Genomic DNA, 18,470 nt, shown 5'->3' with positions numbered 1-18,470 from the left:
TCTCCAACTATCGAGGTATTGCAAAATCATTTATGATGGAATTTGCATACAATAAATTAAGGCGCGGCGTGTTTTTTCTTAAAGGTTTAAAAAAGAGCCACAGAATTAGTCGACTTATTCAGATCATCATAGCGGTCCTGTTGATGATTAGTTTGTTTCAACTCTGGGAAACAAGCCTACTACAAGGTCAACAGCTTCTAAAGTCCCAAACAGAAAAGATGGCACGTTTATTTATACAACAAACAGCCTACGCGGCCGCACCTGCACTTAAATTGAACGATAAACAGCAATTAAACTGGTTAGCGAATGCCTTGATCCAAGATCCTAAAGTCATGTCCGCCAGTATTTTTAACCATGATGGTGTTCGGCTCGCATTTGCTCAGCAAGTCAGTGACACCCCATTAAGCCCTAACTCTCATACACTCACGAGTATACTGAATAGCTATCCTCCTTATGTAGAGCCTATATTACAAGACAATGAGAACTTAGGTTATATCGAATTAAGACTTACACCTAACTCTTTTCTGAATGACATCAAAGCGGCTCATGAGCTTAATATGGAACAACAACAAATTATGCTGCTCATTGCAGGAATTATCGGAATGTTGCTGTCACGCTCACTCTCTTATAAACGTGTCTATGTTGATAGACGTAAAGCCCGGCTCAAATTAATTAAGCGATTAAGGAAACAATCAGGCTCCAAGCAGAATAAGCAGGATAAGCAGGACAAGCAGGACAAGCAGGATAAATGAATAAAGTGAAAGTACACAAGTGAAGATGGCTCATGCCATCTTCACTATATAACAATTACAACGTAATAGCCGCTTCTAACGTCATTTCAATCATGTCATTGAATGTTGTTTGACGCTCATCAGAAGAAGTCACCTCACCGGTACGGATATGATCTGATACCGTCACTACACACAAGGCTTTAGCACCAAACTCTTTAGCGACACCATAAAGACCTGCCGCTTCCATTTCAACGCCTAGAATATCCATTTTCTCCATCACATCAAACATCTGTGGATCAGGCGTATAAAATAGATCCGCAGTAAAAACATTACCGATACGCGTATTAATACCTTTAGCTTTAGCTGAATCTGCAACAGCAGAAAGCAGGCTATAATCACAAATAGCAGCAAAGTCATTGCCTTTGAAACGCAAGCGATTCACATTTGAATCAGTACATGCGCCCATAGCAATAATCACATCACGTACTTTTACATCTGTGCTAATCGCGCCGCAAGTACCAATACGAATTAAATTTTTAACGCCGTAGTCTTTAATCAACTCAGTGGCATAAATTGAACATGAAGGGATCCCCATGCCAGAACCCATAATAGAAATACGTTTTCCTTTATAAGTACCAGTAAAACCAAGCATATTACGAACATCAGTGACTTGCTCTACATCTTCTAAAAATGTTTCTGCAATGTATTTTGCACGTAATGGATCGCCAGGAAACAATACTGTTTCGCCAAAAGCACCGTCTACAGCATTGATATGTGGTGTCGCCATGGATATAACCTCTAATAGTAAAAAATATAAGTCTTTTGATTGTATAACCCTTGCTCACTAAGCTTATACAATCATAATGTTAGTCAATTAAATAAAAGATTTACCATAGTCCATCGGTGATAAATCAAAATAGGTTGCAATAGACTGCCCCATATCGGCAAAGCTGCTTCTAAGACCGATAGAACCCGCAGTCAATCCACCGCCATAGGCCAAAACAGGTACTCTCTCACGAGTATGATCGCTGCCCGGCCAAGTAGGATCGCAACCATGATCTGCCGTCAACAAAAGCAAATCATCATCATTGAGTAATGCCAGCAACTCAGGTAGACGAGCATCAAAATATTCTAATGCTTTTGCATAACCCGCCACATCGCGGCGATGACCATAATGGGAATCAAAATCGACAAAATTAGTAAACACAATGCTTTTGTCTGTCGCCAGTTTAATCTCTTCAAGCGTTGCATCAAATAATGCTTCGAGTCCCGTCGCCTTGACTTTTTTGGTGATCCCACAATGGGCATAAATGTCAGCAATTTTCCCGACACTTACCACTTCTCCATTCGCATCCTTCAATTTATCCAATACGGTTTTTGAAGGTGGCTTGACAGAATAATCACGACGATTTCCCGTACGCGCAAAATCATCGGAACCTGTGCCAACAAAGGGGCGCGCAATCACTCGGCCAATATTATAATCACTCAAGGCGTCGCGCACAATTTGACAAAGGGTGTAAAGATTTTCTAAGCCAAAGGTCTCTTCATGGCAGGCTATTTGAAACACAGAATCGGCAGACGTATAGAAAATCGGCTTTCCAGTCCGCATATGCTCTTCACCCAACTGCTCTAAAATCGTGGTACCCGATGCATGGCAGTTTCCTAAAAAGTCTGACAAACCGGCCTTTGCCAGAATATCATCCGTCAGCGCTTTGGGAAAAGAGTTCGTTAAATCCGTAAAATATCCCCAATCGTACAAGACAGGTACGCCTGCCATTTCCCAATGACCACTGGGTGTATCTTTTCCAGAACTGAGTTCATCGGCAAAACCATAAGTCCCGATAACATCTACATCGGCACATTGTTCAAAACCTGCTGGAAAATCGCCAACACTTTCTTTAGACGCATGGGCTAAGCCTAAACGAGTAAGGTTAGGTAACTTAAGCGGGCCCTCTCGCCCCACATTGGCACGCCCTTCGGCACACTCTTTGGCAATATGTCCAAAAGTATCCGAGCCGATATCACCAAATTGAGCTGCATCACTTGCAGCACCAATACCGAACGAGTCCAGCATTAAAATAAATGTACGTTTCATAATCTTACTCCGTTATACATCCGACTGACGAATATAACGATAAATTTCAGGAGCCAAATCAGGCTTTTCTTCACTAATCATCATAGCTTGCTGTACAGCTTGTTCAGCCTGCAAAAAGGCCTCTTTTGACTGAGCATGGACAAAAGCAAGCGGGGTGTCTAACGTCATCGCCTCCCCAAGGGAAGCCACTTTGGATAAACCCACGCTGTAATCTAATACATCGCCGAGCCGATGACGCCCGCCCCCTAAATTAACAACCGCTAAGCCTAATTGCCGTGTATCCATTGCCGCCAAAAATCCAGATTTTTTAGCATAAACAGGACGAATAATACTTGATTGCGGTAAATAACGCTCTGAGTGCTCAACAAAGTCACTGGGACCACCGAGACCTGACACCATGCGCGCAAAAATCTCTGCTGCCATACCATTATCGAGTACAGCATTTAGTTTAACACGAGCTTGCGCTTCATTGCAGGCTAATCCGCCTAACAGCAGCATTTCGGTGCATAAACCCATGGTCACCTCAAAGAGACGAGGATGTCGATACGTTCCTGTTAAAAAGTCCACCGCTTCTTTCACTTCTAAGCCGTTACCGGCACAAGTGGCAAGTACTTGATCCATATTGGTTAGCAACGCACTGGTTTGCGTACCACTGCCATTGGCCACTTGGGTAATACTGCGTGCAAGCTGTTCAGATGCCTCATAAGTGGGCATAAAAGCGCCATTACCGACTTTGACATCCATCACTAACGCATCTAAACCTGCCGCTAACTTTTTTGATAAAATAGAAGCCGTGATCAATGAAATTGATTCCACCGTCGCCGTATTATCACGAATCGAATAAAACCGTTTGTCCGCGGGCACTAAATCTTCAGTTTGGCCTATTATGGCCACCCCGACCTCTTTTACCAGCCGTCGAAATAAGCCGCTATCAGGTTCGGTCTGGTAGCCTGGAATCGCATCAAGTTTGTCCAGTGTTCCCCCCGTATGACCCAATCCTCGACCAGAGATCATAGGCACATAGCCACCACAAGCCGCAACCATAGGCCCTAACACAAGACTGACTAAATCGCCCACACCACCTGTGCTATGTTTATCAACAACTGGACCATCAAGGTGTAAACTTTGCCAATTAAGCACATCTCCTGAATCTCGCATCGCTTGGGTTAACGCGATCCGCTCATCCATGTTCATATCATTAAAATAAACAGCCATGCCCAAAGCGGCAATTTGTCCCTCAGAAATGGTATTGTTGCTGATCCCATTAACAAAAAAAGCAATTTCTTCTTGGGACAGAATTTGCCTATTACGCTTCTTTCTGATGATTTCTTGTGCTAACAACATATTTACCCCCCCTTGTTATGAATAACAAAGTCATTTCGACTGGATAGAGTCCACGCTCTTATCAATAAATCTCTCTAATATCCGCTTTGAGACAGATCCGTTGCCGAGGCTAAATCTAATGTTGTTAATAAATTGCTTAATAAGCTGGATGCACCAAAACGAAACGTCTCAGGCGTTGCCCAATCTTTACCTAAGATTTGCTCAGACAAGGCTAAAAATGCTTTTGCAGCCGCAGCATCACGTACACCACCTGCTGGCTTAAAGCCCACTTGAGGGTTTTTCTCACTGATCACCGTCATCATGATCTCTGCCGCTTCGAGAGTGGCATTGACTGCTACTTTGCCGGTTGAGGTTTTGATAAAATCGGCACCTGCATCAATAGACAGCTCTGACGCTCGGCGAATTAAATCTGGCTTTTCAAGTACCCCTGATTCTATGATGACTTTAAGTTTAACCTCATCAGCGCAGGCTTCTTTACAGGCTTTTACAAGCTCAAAACCTAGTGTTTCATTACCTTCCATTAAGGCACGATAAGGAAATACCACATCCACTTCGTCGGCTCCATAAGCCACAGCTGCGCGAGTTTCTAATACTGCAATGGCAATATCATCATTACCATGGGGAAAATTCGTGACCGTCGCAATACGGATATCTTCTGCCCCCAATTCATTGAGTGTTTTTCGAGCTATGGGAATAAAACGTGGATAGATACAAATGGCTGCCGTATGGCCTGCTGGCGTTAAGGCTTTATGGCACAAATCAATAATCACTTGATCGGTATCATCATCGTTTAGGCTGGTTAAATCCATTAATTGAATGGCAGTTTGGGCTGCTTGTTTTAAATCGCTCATAATCGTGCTCCGAAATAAATTAAAATGAGTAAATTGGTTCATAAGGCCATAAGCCCTATGAGTAAAATCCATCATCTGAAAGCAACAGAAAACACAGGCAATTTGTCATTATTATTAATGCCAAATTCTGCTGCAATCGAAAATTATTAGAGTGTACATTATGCATAAGCAAGGCATAGCGATGTTGAGTGCGCTACGGATACAACCTGGATCGTTCAATAAATCAATAAACGACTTGGTTCCTTGAAGATCGAAAAGCAAAGATCTCAGATGAAATCTTAAGGACCGAAAAATTCCATTTAACGTAAAACATTAATTCTTAGTCAATAGGTTTTTCACTATAATGGATAACATCCATAAAAAACCTATTCAATAAAAACTCGTCTCTGGCGCATTACAACTCATTTTACCCCATTGAACTGTGACCCAACTAACAAAATTAAAAAGCCGTGTTAGACACGGCTTTTCTGCTAACCACTTACACGTGATTAGAACTTGTAAGTCGCACTGAAGTAATGTGACCAACCTGTTGAATCTAAACCAGTAGCCCCATTATCAGCCAATAAATAAACATCTTTGAAGCCTTTTAGACCATAACCCAGTGCATAACGATCACTGTGCCAATATAGACCGAAGAAGATGTTACCACCCTGAGATGTCAAAATTTGGCTACCAGTATCGGTATAAGTTGAGTCAGCACCAAACTGCCAATCTAAGTAACCTTGAAAGGCTAAGAAGCTACCGTTATCAAAGTTCACGAAAGGTTTAAACCAGTTGGCTGAGAACTGATAACCATTCCATTCTTTAGTATTTAAGTTGTAGTGAGCATACAGGTTCATGCCAGTTTTACCCAACCAAGGCACCATGACATCAGCGCCTAATCCCCAAAATGAGGTATTTACTCCTTCTCCATTTAGGCCATCCCAGTTAAACAGAGTGGCAAAATACAACTCTTGTACAGGACCGAAAGATAAATCTTTACCTGTAATCGCATCTAGAGATAAACGTGGGGCAAACTTCATGAATAATTTACTGGTACCAGAGCCTGGGTTTTTATCGCCGTTTTCGCTGGTTTCATTACCTAGATTAAAAATATCCACATAACCGTATAGATCCACAATCCCCGAGCGGCCGCCAAATTCCATTTCTAGGTAGTTATGATGATTATTATTTCCATCACTTGTCGGTACAGGTCTTTCACCTACCGAATACATGGCATTAAATTGAAGCCATTTGTAATCATTTTTATGAATATCATCGCCGTAATCGGTTGCGAAACTTGGCGCAGAGACAGCCACAGCTGCAGTTGCCGCTAAGGCAAGTGTTTTAATATTTTTCATCATCAACCCCATTATTATGGTTTACCGCTCTTTCTTTGAAGAGTCAGCATTTTTTATAATTGTTATTACTTTTATTTCGGTTGAGACCGAAATCATAAAAGTTGACTGCTCATTTTGATAACGTCAGTTCTTATTTTATTGTGCTTTATTTTACTTAAAAAAATCATGATCACAACATTATTTACAGAAAAAAACACTTTTTTTAATTAAAAAATCTCTTTTTTTATCAGCATGTTAAATTCAAAACCTGTTTAGCTCTAACTAATTTAGCCATAAGCAAACCATAAAGGTTTAATAATATTGTTAACATTTAAAATGGAAAACGATTGAGTAAATATTGACTCTTTAACTTGATATGGATCCTATGGATTTATCAAAATAGAGAGCCAATATTAATCACCTTACACAAACACCCAATCGGGATTACATTGCAAGGAAAAGACCCGCCAACGTTGCACTCATTAGGTTAGATAAGGAACCAGCGATAACCGCACGGATCCCTAATCTTGCTAAATCATGGCGACGATTTGGTGCCATTGCACCTAAACCACCTAAAATGATGGCAACGGAAGAAAGGTTTGCAAAACCACACAAGGCGAATGAAATAATCGCTTGTGTTCTTGCTGTCATTGGCAGACCTGTTTCAGCAACAACCATACCGCCATCAGCAACATCTTTTAGATAAGGCACAAAGTTTAGGTAAGCAACAAATTCATTGACGACAATTTTTTGTCCAATAAATGAACCTGCAACCAAAGCTTCATTCCAAGGTACACCAATTAAGAAAGCCAATGGCATGAAAACATAACCTAAAATAAGCTCTAACGTTAGCCCTTCGATACCAAACCAACCACCTACGCCACCAATGATGCCGTTTAACATGGCAATCAAACCAACGAACGCCAGTAGCATTGCACCTACGTTCAAGGCTAAATGCATACCTGAAGATGCACCTGCTGCAGCCGCATCAATCACATTGGCTGGCTTATCAGGATCTTCTGGTAACTCGTCCATATCATTTTTAGGTGTTTCCGTTTCAGGGTGCATCAACTTAGCCATTAACAGGCCACCTGGCGCTGCCATGAAAGAGGCTGCCACAAGGAACTCAATAGGCACACCCATTTGCGCGTAACCCGCTAAAACAGAACCGGCAATGGATGCAAGGCCACCTACCATAATGGCAAACAACTCAGAGTTTGTCATAGTCGCGATAAAAGGACGCACGACTAATGGCGCTTCTGTTTGACCCACAAAAATATTTGCCGTCGCAGACATAGACTCTGTGCGACTGGTGCCAAGTGCTTTTTGTAATCCACCACCAATGATTCGAATAATCCACTGCATGATGCCCAAATAATAAAGAACGGCAATAAGAGAAGAGAAAAAGATAATAACAGGTAATACGTTTACAGCGAAAATGAAGCCTAATTTAAAGTGAGCTAAATCACCAAATAAGAATCCAATACCGTCAGACGCGTAGCCTATTACACTCGATACTTTATCAGACACAGCTTTAAGTATGTCTTTACCCACTGGAACATATAATACAAAACCACCAAAGGCGGCTTGAATCGCTAACGCACCAAAGACAGTGCGCTTGTTGATTGCTTTTTTGTTATTCGATAACAAAAAGCCAATCAAAAGTAAGGTGAACACCCCTACTAAGCTCATAAGTATATTCATTAACCATCACCCTATTGTTAACATTTTTTTAATTATGTTGTTAATCAACCTTTTTCCAGCAAGGATTATACCCGAGCAAACAGGGAAAAACCCTGTTTAGATCAATTTTTTGACGCTTTATTTCATTAACATGACAAAAGCAACAAAATTAGCAAAGCATTATATAAAAACAAGTTATTAGATATTATAGAGTTTACAAGTATTTCTATAAATTTGTTTCGAAATAAGAACAGGTGATTTTTTATGAATTTTCGCCATTTCAATAATAATTGAATGTAAAATATGTGCAATATTTGTACTGTATGGTAATTTTATTGACGCTTCTTGACTCAAGTCCGTCTCAATAACAAAGGCATTTAAGGGTAATTCATGAACGGTTTTTCGAAGTTTTTTAGCGTTACTATTCAGTAAAAGTGGGCCTATACCTAATTTATAGCCCAATGCAAAATAGGCTTTCGCGACTTCAGGCGCGCCAGAAAAGCCATGGATCACCCCTGTATTTTGATGCTTAACAGACTTTAATATAGACAACATTTCACCATCTGATTTAACAGAATGTAACATTAGAGGTAAATCATAGTCTTTTGCTAAGGCAATTTGTTGATGAAATACCCTTAACTGAAGCTGCCAATCCGTTTGACATCGTTTGTCTAACCCACATTCACCTAATGCCACTAACCTATTATTTAGCTTATTTCTGTCAAGTAATTGTTCCAGTGCTTCGAGATCACTTACACTGTTTTCGAAAGTCAAATACCATGGGTGAAGACCTAAGGCAAAAAAACAATGATAGTCATTAGCCACCTTCAATTGCTTTTCCCAATGCAAGGAAGAAACACCCGCTATTACAATGTTGCTTAAACCTTCTTGGTGCATTTGTTGAAACAGCTGCGCTCTGTGTTCATCAAACACATCAAAGTCTAAATGGATATGACTATCAATAAGAGAATAGTGTTTTGACATGGTGATGACTCCTTTTCAAGGATGCAACAGGACAAACCTGACTTCCACAAAATATGCGCCATAAACAAAAACAGAGCAATATTGCTCTGTTTTTAATTCAATATAGATGCGACATTAATTTTCCCGTGTTTTGGCAAACTCAATATCAGGATAACGCTCCATGGATAAATTTAAGTTAACCATAGTCGGCGCAATGTAAGTGAGGTTATCACCGCCATCCAGTGCGAGGTTAGCACTGCATTTACGCCTAAAATCTTCAAGCTTTCTTTCATCATCGCAATAAACCCAACGCGCAGTCGCCACGCTAATGGCTTCATAAATCGCCTCAACTTTGTACTCAGACTTTAAGCGACCGACAACCACTTCAAATTGCAGTACTCCAACGGCCCCAACAATCAAATCGTTGGTATCGAGTGGACGAAAAACTTGTACCGCACCTTCTTCAGATAACTGCACTAACCCTTTTAATAACTGCTTTTGTTTTAACGGATCTTTTAAGCGAATACGGCGAAACATTTCAGGGGCAAAATTAGGGATCCCAGTAAAACGAAGCGTCTCGTTTTGGGTAAAAGTATCACCAATACGAATGGTTCCGTGGTTATGTAAACCAATAATGTCACCGGGATAAGCCGCTTCTGCACGATTACGATCCCCCGCCATAAAGGTCAATGCATCACTCACATTCACATCTTTACCAAGACGAACGTGTCGCATTTTCATGCCTTGCTCATATTTGCCTGAGCATATACGCATAAAGGCGACTCTATCTCTATGTTTAGGATCCATGTTGGCTTGAATTTTAAATACAAATCCACTGAATTTTTCTTCATAAGGTTCAACACTGCGTACTTCTGTTTCACGTGCTTGCGGTGTCGGGGCCCACTGCGCAATACCATCTAAAATATGATTAACACCAAAGTTACCTAATGCGGTACCAAAGAAAACAGGCGTCAGCTCACCTTTGAGAAAAGCCGCTAAATTGAATTCATGTGATGCACCAGCCACTAACTCCATTTCATCACGTAATTCGTCAGCATAGCTACCAAGTGCCTCATCCAATTCTGGATTATTCAAACCTTTTATTATTCTTGAATCTTGAATGGTATGCCCCATACCATTTTGGTATAAGATCACTTCATCACGAAGCAAATGATAAATTCCTTTAAATTCTTTACCCGCACCGATGGGCCAAGTAATAGGCGCACAGGCGATATTAAGCACATCTTCGACTTCATCCATCAAATCAATAGGATCGCGAATGTCACGATCGAGTTTATTCATAAAAGTCACAATGGGCGTATCGCGCAGCCGAGTCACTTCCATGAGTTTAATCGTACGTTGTTCAACCCCTTTTGCCGAATCAATGACCATTAAACAAGAATCGACTGCAGTTAATGTACGATAGGTGTCCTCAGAGAAGTCTTCGTGACCGGGCGTATCCAATAAATTGATCAAGGCATCATTATAAGGAAACTGCATAACAGAAGTCGTAATGGAAATACCACGATCTTTTTCCATTTCCATCCAGTCAGATTTCGCATGCTGACCTGATTTCTTTCCTTTTACCGTTCCTGCTTTTTGAAGTGCATTTCCGAATAAAAGCACTTTTTCTGTAATGGTCGTTTTACCCGCATCGGGGTGAGAAATAATCGCAAACGTGCGACGCTTATCGACCTCAACTTTATTGGCTGACATGTTAACCTTGAAATTCATGGAGTTCACAAAGGCGGCAATTATAGCCGCTCCCTCACCGAAAGACTACCGAAGGAGCAAGATTTTACAGCCAAAGCAATTCAAGTAACTTGAATCACATTGAAAGAAGAGAACAATAGAAGCAATGTATACATAAAAAAATCAATTTATTGCACAAATAATATTAACCAACTCCCATTGACGCCAATAAGAGTTAGTTAACACTGCTCACTTACTGTTGACCGACTTCAGTTTTTTCAGCTTGCTTACTTAACATCTCACCAATTCTAGCCAGCTCTAAACGAGAATAACGATATTCTATAAAATCATAAATATTGGTGGCTAAAGCCAATCTGAAATAATTGGCTGCATCAATTGTTTTTCCTTCAACCAATGCCATTTTTGCCATATAAAAATAGGCTTCACACAGACGTTCAGCATATTCATTAGGGTAAGTTAACCCTTTTTTTGCGTCTGCAAATACGGTCTCTTTACTGACTTTACCCAAATAATAATCCACCAATATCGTTGACCAAGCATTATTAGCCAAATGCTGACGATTATGCTGCATGCGGGTCATCGCTTTTATCGGGTCGACTTTACGCTCGGCTAAATATAACCACAATGCACGATAACCATCTTTTAGATTAGCAGCATAAAATAGCTCCATATCATCAGTCGCTAATTGAGCACGTCCGCCATAATATAACGCAATCCCTCTGTTCAAATAGGCGTACTCATAGCTTGGTTCTAACTCTAAAGCAGCATCAAAAGCTTCGTAAGCAGCTTCATATTCGCCTTCTTGAGTATCATATATCCCCAAGAAATTATAAGCATCTGCCAAACTAGGTTGTATCTTTAAGGCTTGCATAAAATCAATACGAGCTAATATACGTAGACCAACACGATCATAGATGACACCTCGGTCATAGTAAAAACGTGCTCGCTGAGCATCCGATAGTTCCGCTTTCGCTAAAATCTCATTTAGCTTCGCTAAAGTAATTTCAAGTTTATAATCCGGATGGACCGGCGCAACCAATAACCGACCAGTTTGACTGTCTACTTTATCTGCTGTAGACACACAGGCCGTTAATAAAAAGCTCATCCCCATCATGGCGATAACTGCAGCAGCTCGCATTTTTTGATTCATCCATTTAACCTTGTTTGTTTGCTCATTGCATCAATCATAGCAACCCCTATGCTTAAGAGCTATGAAAGTCATGACAATCCGTAGCAATTATTTAATTTTAGGCACAAAAAAGGAGACGCTAACGTCTCCTTATCATTAAAACTACTTATTGATTACTCAGCAGGCGCTTCCGCTTTAGGTTGCGCTTCTTTCATTGACAATCTCACGCGACCTTGACGGTCCACTTCCATCACTTTCACGTCAACTTCTTGACCCACTTCTAAGTAATCAGACACATTCGCGACACGTTCTTCAGCAATTTGAGAAATATGCACTAAACCATCTTTACCTGGAAGGATCGTAACAAATGCACCAAAATCAACGATACGAACCACTTTCCCTTTATAAACCGTACCAACTTCAACTTCAGCAGTAATTTCTTCAATACGACGTATGGCTTCTTTGGTTGCATCAGCACTTGAAGAGGCAATTTTCACCGTACCGTCATCTTCAAGTTCAATCGTTGTACCCGTTTCTTCAGTTAAGGCACGAATAGTCGCTCCACCTTTACCGATAACATCACGAATTTTTTCTGGATTGATTTTAAAGCTTGTAATACGAGGAGCATGATCTGAGATATCTGTACGGTGCTCACCTATGGCTTGATCCATTACATTAAGAATATGAACGCGCGCGCCATAAGCTTGTTGCAATGCAATTTGCATAATATCTTTAGTGATACCTTCAATTTTGATATCCATTTGTAAAGCAGTAATACCGTCACGGGTACCCGCTACTTTAAAGTCCATGTCACCTAAGTGATCTTCATCACCTAAAATGTCTGAAAGAACAACAAAGTCATCGCCTTCTTTCACAAGGCCCATTGCAATACCCGCAACAGACGCTTTAATTGGCACACCCGCATCCATTAATGCTAATGAAGTACCACATACCGACGCCATTGAACTTGAACCATTTGACTCAGTGATTTCTGACACAACACGTACACTGTATGGGAATTCTTCAGCTGAAGGCATCACAGCATTCATGCCGCGCCAAGCTAGCTTACCGTGACCAATTTCACGACGCTTTGGTGAGCCAACCATACCAGTTTCACCCACAGAATAAGGTGGGAAGTTATAATGCAGCATAAAGCGGTTAGTGTATTCACCCATGATGCTATCAATTTTTTGTGCATCACGCTCGGTACCTAATGTACAAGTCACTAATGCTTGAGTTTCACCACGTGTAAACAAAGAGCTACCGTGCGTTCTCGGTAATACACCCGCCATGACACTCAGTGCACGCACCATATCAGGCTCGCGGCCATCAATACGTGGATTACCCGCAATAATACGGCTACGAACCACTTTCTTTTCTAAACTGCCCAGTAGCTTGTCCGCTTCGCGTAAATCAGTCTCTGGGTTTTCTTCAACAAGCTTAGCGATAGCTGCTTGCTTTAATGCACTCACTGCATCACGACGCTCATGCTTAGCCGTAATTTGATATGCAGCAGTTAATTCCGATTCAGCTAGTGCTTGGATTTTTGATACTAGATCTTGATCTTCGCTCGGTGCAGTCCAATCCCAAGTCGGCTTACTCGCTTCAGCTTTCAGTTCCTTAACGGCATTAATCACCACTTGTTGCTGGTCGTGTCCATAAACAACACCACCTAGCATAACTTCTTCAGGTAAAGAAGCGGCTTCTGATTCAACCATCAATACTGCGCCTTCAGTACCTGCAACCACTAAATCAAGATCACTGTCTGCCAATTGGCTGATATCAGGATTTAGTACATATTCACCATTAACATAGCCAACACGTGCCACACCGAGTGGCCCGTTGAACGGAATACCAGAAATCGATAACGCAGCAGAGGTACCGATCATTGAAATCACGTCAGGGTTAATTTCTGGATCCACTGATACAACAGTAATCACCACTTGCACTTCATTTTTAAAACCATTAGGGAATAATGGACGAATTGGGCGGTCAATCAAACGCGCAATCAATGTTTCGTTTTCAGAAGGACGTCCTTCACGTTTGAAGAAACCACCTGGGATTTTACCAGCAGCGTACGTCCTTTCCTGGTAATTAACGGTTAAAGGGAAAAAGTCACGTCCTGGCTCTTCAGCTTTCTTCCCTACAACAGTAACCAAGACTGTGGTATCGCCCATACTGGCTAAAACAGCAGCGTCTGCTTGACGTGCAATAACCCCAGTCTCTAAAGTGACTGTGTGCTGACCATATTCAAAACTCTTTACGATTGGATTCACGTGAACCATTCCTTAAATTTAATTACCTTAATTACGCGCGTTAGTATACTTCATTCTGACTGGATAGATAAAGAGCAGAGATTAAATGACAAAGGCAGAACTTTTCTCTAAAGTGATAAATTGAACGCAAAAGGAAGCTATTCATGGAAAATCTGTCGATTGAGCGGTGAATAAAAGGACCCCAAAAAATGAAACGTCAGTTCAAATCGCTAACATGGAAACAAACAATGTTGGTTATCACAACCGCATTATTTTTCGCTATTGCCATATTTTTAATAGAAATTATTTTTGTTGCAGTTGATGCAAGACGTTCACTTATCCAAGAACAAAGCGAATTACTCAACTCAATTGAAGAACCTATCGCAAATGCCGTCTGGGTATTAGATGATGACCTCGCAAAACAAATCATCAACGGTATTTTAAAAGTCCCCCATATCCAATCCTCTAAAATTGAGCTTGAAAATGGCGAATTATTTGTCTCAGCCAGCAATCCCACTGGAGAAAGAACGTTTTTTATTGGCCTAAGTGATAAGCTATTTGGCGATCTAGCCGAATTATCTCAACCCATTTATCCACCCATATATGTACAGCGCACCCACAAAGACTTCATTATTGGCACTGTCTATTTTACCTTTGATATCCAAGATCTCACCCATGATCTTTTTGTACAACTCCAATTAAGCCTATGGGCGACCTTAGCGGGAGCCTTACTGCTCACTTTAGTCTTATCCATCGTTTTCCACCGCTTTCTCACTAAACCTATCGCGCAAATAAGTGAGTATATAGATCAAATTAACCCCGAACGGCCAGATCATCACTTACTCTCTTCATCAACAGAGCATGCCAACGATGAACTGGGTTTAGTTATTGCGAAATTAAATCAGATTCTTATTCAATTTGGGCAAACCCAAAATAAACTGAAAAAAATGGCAACTCGCGATCCCCTCACCAGCCTGCCTAACCGTGTACTCATGCTCGAAAATATCGCCATCGCTATTCAAAACGCCAAAGCTGAACAAAAAAAGTTTAGTTTCTTTTTTATTGATTTAGATAGATTTAAAAATGTTAATGACTCATTAGGTCATATTCTTGGCGATTTATTCTTAACCCGCATCGCTAAAACCTTACTTGAAGCTGTTGATAACAAAGCTTCTGTGGCACGAATAGGAGGGGACGAGTTTGCTATTCTAGCGCTAAATGTTCACACTCCCGAACAAGCTGCAGATTTTGTCGATGATATAATGACCCAATTAAACCAACCTCTACAGCTTAATGAGCACACCATACATCCTGCTGCATCCATTGGGATCAGTATTTATCCTGATGATGGACAACATGGAGAAGATTTAATTCGTCATGCTGATATTGCAATGTATACCGCGAAAGATAAAGGTTCCAATCAATGGGCATTTTTTAAACCTAAGATGACAGAGCGAGCATCATTACGACTAAAAACCGAAGGCGCCTTACACAAAGCCGTCACAAACAAAGAATTTATCCTCTACTTCCAACCTAAATTTGACTTAACCACAGCAAAAATTATTGGCTGTGAAGCCCTCATTCGCTGGAAAAAAAATGACCGTGTCATCATGCCAACCTCTTTCATTCAAGTGGCAGAAGAAACGGGGATCATTATTCCTATTGGCCGATGGGTCATTGAAGAAACCTGCAGGATCATTAAATATTGGCAAAACACTTATCACTGCTCGATCCCTATGGCCGTCAATGTTTCCACTCAACAATTTGAAGATGATAATTTATTAAATGATATCAAAACACTGGTCACACAATACCAAATTGAGCCCCATTTATTAGAAATTGAAGTCACCGAAACCTCATTAATGAACGACATTGATGTGGCCATTTATAAGCTGCAGCAACTCAAAAAAGCAGGTTTCAGTATTGCACTCGATGATTTTGGTACAGGTTACTCTTCACTGGCTTATTTACGCCACTTGCCTATTTCAACATTGAAAATTGATCGAGAATTTGTCATCGATCTCCCCAAAAATAATGCACTCGCTTCCACAATCTTAATGTTAGGAAGAGAGTTGAATCTGCATATCATTGCAGAGGGAATTGAAAATAACGAACAGTTTGAGTGGTTAAAAAGCAATGGTTGCCACACTGGACAAGGCTATTATTTTAACCAACCTTTATCCCAAGAAGAATTTGAAATGATATACATTAAAGAAGGAGCGATTCGGTAGCTCATAGGCACAAAAAAAGGAAGCGAATAAGCTTCCTTTTTCTTTGATCTTACATCGTGATTAACGACGTAGACCTAACTTCTTGATCAACTCTTGATAACGTACAACTTCTGTACGCTTTAAGTATGCTAGAAGCTTACGACGGGTATTAACCATACGTAATAAACCACGACGTGAATGATGATCATGGATGTGCTCTTTGAAGTGACCTTGTAGGTGGTTGATTTGTGCAGTTAACAAAGCAACTTGAACTTCAGTAGAACCTGTGTCATTTTCGCCACGACCAAATTCAGCTAGGATTTTAGCTTTCGCTTCAACACTTAGTGACATTTCTATCTCCAAAATAATATATAAAAAAGCTTTAGCCAATCACTAACTCAGCTAAAGCAGGCGCGCTATTTTAGCGATTTATGACTAAAGACGCAACCTGTTAAAATACAATATTCGAGTATTAATCATCATTTTCGTTAAATGATGATTACAATGACAAGATTAATCGTGCAATACCACCAATCGCTTCGGCGCTAACAGCCCATCATTATTCATGCAACCAATGCCCACAAATCGTTTGTCATCACCAATCGTGATCCGCACAAGTTCTTCAGGCACTAAACCTGTTGCTTGTACAGCTTGCCCTTGCATCAGATAAGCGGCGCTAACCTCAGGTAAATTAACTTCCGCTAACCCACTGACCGCAGTATCCATAGGCAGTAATAAAGGATCCAATAAGGTACTCGATTTGATTTCTTGCTCATCGGCTTTAGCGACTAAACTTTCAAGCTCTGCTAAAGACACCATTTTATCACTTGGGTAACCCGCTACTTGTGTTCGGCGCAACATGATAACATGCGCACCACAACCCAGCATTTCACCCAAATCATCAGTAATGGTTCGAATATAAGTCCCTTTAGAGCAATGAATATCAAGCGTTAATTCATCACCTTCAAGCGAGACAAAATTCAATTCAAATACCGTGATAGGACGTGCCGTTCTAGGGACTTCGATGCCTTCGCGAGCGTACTTATACAAAGGTTGACCTTGATATTTAAGTGCGGAGAACATAGAGGGGACTTGCATCGTCTCTCCTCTAAAGTGCTCAAGGGCATCGTCTAGCTGTGCCTGAGTAAAATCGATGGACCGAGTTTGTACCACTTCACCATCAGAGTCACTGGTATCCGTCCGTTGACCTAATTTAGCCGTAACAAGATAACGCTTATCGGCGTCTAATAAATGCTGAGAAAACTTAGTCGCCTCTCCCAAACAAATGGGTAACATGCCTGTTGCCAAAGGATCCAGTGCGCCAGTATGGCCCGCTTTCGCCGCCCCAAATAATCGCTTCACTCTTTGCAAGGCAAAATTAGAGCTCATGCCTGTATCTTTATCTAACAGTAAAACACCATCGATAAAACGGCCACGAGAACGACGTGCCATTATTCTTCACCCTCACCTTTATTCACATCAGTGTCTGTTTGCTTTTGCTGCTTTGCTTCGTCATTACTGATCACTTTGCTCACCAGATTTGACATACGCATCCCTTCCACTAATGATGCGTCATAAATAAACCTCAATTCAGGCATGACTCTGAGCTTCATACGTCCAGCAACTAAAGAGCGAACATAACCTGCTGCTGCATCTAATGCCGCTAGTTTATCTTGTACTCTTTTCTCATCTTCATCGAAAAAAGTCACATACACTTTTGCATAATTTAAATCCCGTGACACGTCTACATCATTAACCGTTACCATGCCAATACGAGGATCTTTCATATCCCTTTGCAATACTTGGGCTAATTCTTGCTGTAGTTGTTGTGCGATTCGACGGGTACGACTGAATTCTCTTGCCATAATATTTTCGCCATAATAATACCAATTCGCTTTGATAGATGCTCAACTCAGAGTGACTCAGGCTTTTCAATTCAAGGCGCATTAATAAAAAAAAGCTTATTGCCTTTTAAGTTAATGTAACACAGAAATGGAATGTCTGAGTCTCTCACGAAGTGCGGGGGGCAAAACACGCTATACTGCGTTAGATGCTTTCGATATAGAATCACTATTAACTTCAAGCATCAGTCTTGTCTACCGCGTTTTGAACTCCCGCTGAGTGACTATATATCAATGCAGATTGGTATAAAGAAGGCGGCTTACGCCGCCCTTCTT

General features: G+C 40.9%; 15 protein-coding genes. 2 read left to right on the top strand and 13 right to left on the bottom strand.

Going from position 1 to position 18,470, the window contains the following annotated elements; translation table 11 throughout:
* The first annotated feature begins 32 nt into the window (after positions 1 to 32).
* A complete protein-coding gene (locus Q0779_RS18495) occupies positions 33 to 752 on the top strand; it encodes a YtjB family periplasmic protein (RefSeq protein ID WP_367180823.1) in 720 nt (239 codons plus the stop codon).
* A 55-nt stretch (positions 753 to 807) separates the two neighbouring features.
* Here Q0779_RS18495 and deoD read toward each other — a convergent pair whose 3' ends face one another.
* From deoD to pnp, 10 genes are all read right to left on the bottom strand, one after another.
* Positions 808 to 1,518, bottom strand: coding sequence for a purine-nucleoside phosphorylase (gene deoD, locus Q0779_RS18490; protein ID WP_298774903.1), 711 nt, complete (start codon positions 1,516 to 1,518; stop codon positions 808 to 810).
* Between the two features lie 87 nt (positions 1,519 to 1,605).
* Positions 1,606 to 2,826 carry a phosphopentomutase gene (locus Q0779_RS18485; protein WP_298774902.1) on the bottom strand — a complete coding sequence of 407 codons (1,221 nt, stop codon included), beginning with the start codon at positions 2,824 to 2,826 and terminating at the stop codon, positions 1,606 to 1,608.
* 12 nt (positions 2,827 to 2,838) lie between these two features.
* Positions 2,839 to 4,170, bottom strand: coding sequence for a thymidine phosphorylase (gene deoA, locus Q0779_RS18480; protein ID WP_298774901.1), 1,332 nt, complete (start codon positions 4,168 to 4,170; stop codon positions 2,839 to 2,841).
* Between the two features lie 74 nt (positions 4,171 to 4,244).
* Complete coding sequence (gene deoC / locus Q0779_RS18475) at positions 4,245 to 5,021, bottom strand: deoxyribose-phosphate aldolase (RefSeq protein WP_298774900.1); 777 nt, start codon at positions 5,019 to 5,021, stop codon at positions 4,245 to 4,247.
* 488 nt (positions 5,022 to 5,509) lie between these two features.
* Positions 5,510 to 6,361 carry an outer membrane protein OmpK gene (locus Q0779_RS18470; RefSeq protein WP_298774899.1) on the bottom strand — a complete coding sequence of 284 codons (852 nt, stop codon included), beginning with the start codon at positions 6,359 to 6,361 and terminating at the stop codon, positions 5,510 to 5,512.
* A gap of 423 nt (positions 6,362 to 6,784) precedes the next feature.
* On the bottom strand, positions 6,785 to 8,044 hold the full coding sequence (locus tag Q0779_RS18465; protein ID WP_298774898.1) for a NupC/NupG family nucleoside CNT transporter: 1,260 nt from the start codon (positions 8,042 to 8,044) through the stop codon (positions 6,785 to 6,787).
* Positions 8,045 to 8,221: 177 nt separating this feature from the next.
* Entirely contained in the window at positions 8,222 to 9,007 is a 786-nt protein-coding gene (locus Q0779_RS18460) for a TatD family hydrolase (protein ID WP_298774896.1), read from the bottom strand.
* A 114-nt stretch (positions 9,008 to 9,121) separates the two neighbouring features.
* Entirely contained in the window at positions 9,122 to 10,702 is a 1,581-nt protein-coding gene (prfC, locus tag Q0779_RS18455) for a peptide chain release factor 3 (protein WP_298774895.1), read from the bottom strand.
* Between the two features lie 229 nt (positions 10,703 to 10,931).
* Complete coding sequence (gene nlpI / locus Q0779_RS18450; RefSeq protein ID WP_298774892.1) at positions 10,932 to 11,849, bottom strand: lipoprotein NlpI; 918 nt, start codon at positions 11,847 to 11,849, stop codon at positions 10,932 to 10,934.
* Positions 11,850 to 12,001: 152 nt separating this feature from the next.
* On the bottom strand, positions 12,002 to 14,104 hold the full coding sequence (gene pnp / locus Q0779_RS18445) for a polyribonucleotide nucleotidyltransferase (protein ID WP_298774890.1): 2,103 nt from the start codon (positions 14,102 to 14,104) through the stop codon (positions 12,002 to 12,004).
* Positions 14,105 to 14,292: 188 nt separating this feature from the next.
* Between pnp and Q0779_RS18440 the strand changes: the two genes are divergently transcribed.
* The gene (locus tag Q0779_RS18440; protein WP_298774888.1) at positions 14,293 to 16,314 is read left to right on the top strand and encodes an EAL domain-containing protein; all 2,022 of its coding nucleotides are present in this window, start codon (positions 14,293 to 14,295) and stop codon (positions 16,312 to 16,314) included.
* A 60-nt stretch (positions 16,315 to 16,374) separates the two neighbouring features.
* Here Q0779_RS18440 and rpsO read toward each other — a convergent pair whose 3' ends face one another.
* From rpsO to rbfA, 3 genes are all read right to left on the bottom strand, one after another.
* On the bottom strand, positions 16,375 to 16,644 hold the full coding sequence (gene rpsO / locus Q0779_RS18435; protein ID WP_298774920.1) for a 30S ribosomal protein S15: 270 nt from the start codon (positions 16,642 to 16,644) through the stop codon (positions 16,375 to 16,377).
* Between the two features lie 162 nt (positions 16,645 to 16,806).
* Entirely contained in the window at positions 16,807 to 17,745 is a 939-nt protein-coding gene (truB, locus tag Q0779_RS18430; protein ID WP_298774886.1) for a tRNA pseudouridine(55) synthase TruB, read from the bottom strand.
* Positions 17,745 to 18,158: a 30S ribosome-binding factor RbfA gene (gene rbfA / locus Q0779_RS18425; RefSeq protein ID WP_298774884.1), complete on the bottom strand. Its 414-nt coding sequence runs from the start codon at positions 18,156 to 18,158 to the stop codon at positions 17,745 to 17,747. The genes truB and rbfA overlap by 1 nt, the downstream gene beginning before the upstream one ends.
* Between the last annotated feature and the right edge of the window lie 312 nt (positions 18,159 to 18,470).

This window comes from uncultured Shewanella sp. (assembly GCF_947491715.1).
Lineage (GTDB): Bacteria > Pseudomonadota > Gammaproteobacteria > Enterobacterales > Shewanellaceae > Shewanella.
Note: the sequence above shows the minus strand (reverse complement) of the source record. Positions and strands in the feature narration are given on the sequence as shown.

Coding starts and splice junctions, on each gene's coding strand:
- Q0779_RS18465 (WP_298774898.1), bottom strand. CDS start 8,044: ATGAATATACTTATGAGCTTAGTAGGGGTGTTCACCTTACTTTTGATT.
- Q0779_RS18485 (WP_298774902.1), bottom strand. CDS start 2,826: ATGAAACGTACATTTATTTTAATGCTGGACTCGTTCGGTATTGGTGCT.
- Q0779_RS18440 (WP_298774888.1), top strand. CDS start 14,293: ATGAAACGTCAGTTCAAATCGCTAACATGGAAACAAACAATGTTGGTT.
- rpsO (WP_298774920.1), bottom strand. CDS start 16,644: ATGTCACTAAGTGTTGAAGCGAAAGCTAAAATCCTAGCTGAATTTGGT.
- Q0779_RS18495 (WP_367180823.1), top strand. CDS start 33: ATGATGGAATTTGCATACAATAAATTAAGGCGCGGCGTGTTTTTTCTT.
- nlpI (WP_298774892.1), bottom strand. CDS start 11,849: ATGAATCAAAAAATGCGAGCTGCTGCAGTTATCGCCATGATGGGGATG.
- rbfA (WP_298774884.1), bottom strand. CDS start 18,158: ATGGCAAGAGAATTCAGTCGTACCCGTCGAATCGCACAACAACTACAG.
- Q0779_RS18460 (WP_298774896.1), bottom strand. CDS start 9,007: ATGTCAAAACACTATTCTCTTATTGATAGTCATATCCATTTAGACTTT.
- deoC (WP_298774900.1), bottom strand. CDS start 5,021: ATGAGCGATTTAAAACAAGCAGCCCAAACTGCCATTCAATTAATGGAT.
- prfC (WP_298774895.1), bottom strand. CDS start 10,702: ATGTCAGCCAATAAAGTTGAGGTCGATAAGCGTCGCACGTTTGCGATT.
- truB (WP_298774886.1), bottom strand. CDS start 17,745: ATGGCACGTCGTTCTCGTGGCCGTTTTATCGATGGTGTTTTACTGTTA.
- Q0779_RS18470 (WP_298774899.1), bottom strand. CDS start 6,361: ATGAAAAATATTAAAACACTTGCCTTAGCGGCAACTGCAGCTGTGGCT.
- deoA (WP_298774901.1), bottom strand. CDS start 4,170: ATGTTGTTAGCACAAGAAATCATCAGAAAGAAGCGTAATAGGCAAATT.
- deoD (WP_298774903.1), bottom strand. CDS start 1,518: ATGGCGACACCACATATCAATGCTGTAGACGGTGCTTTTGGCGAAACA.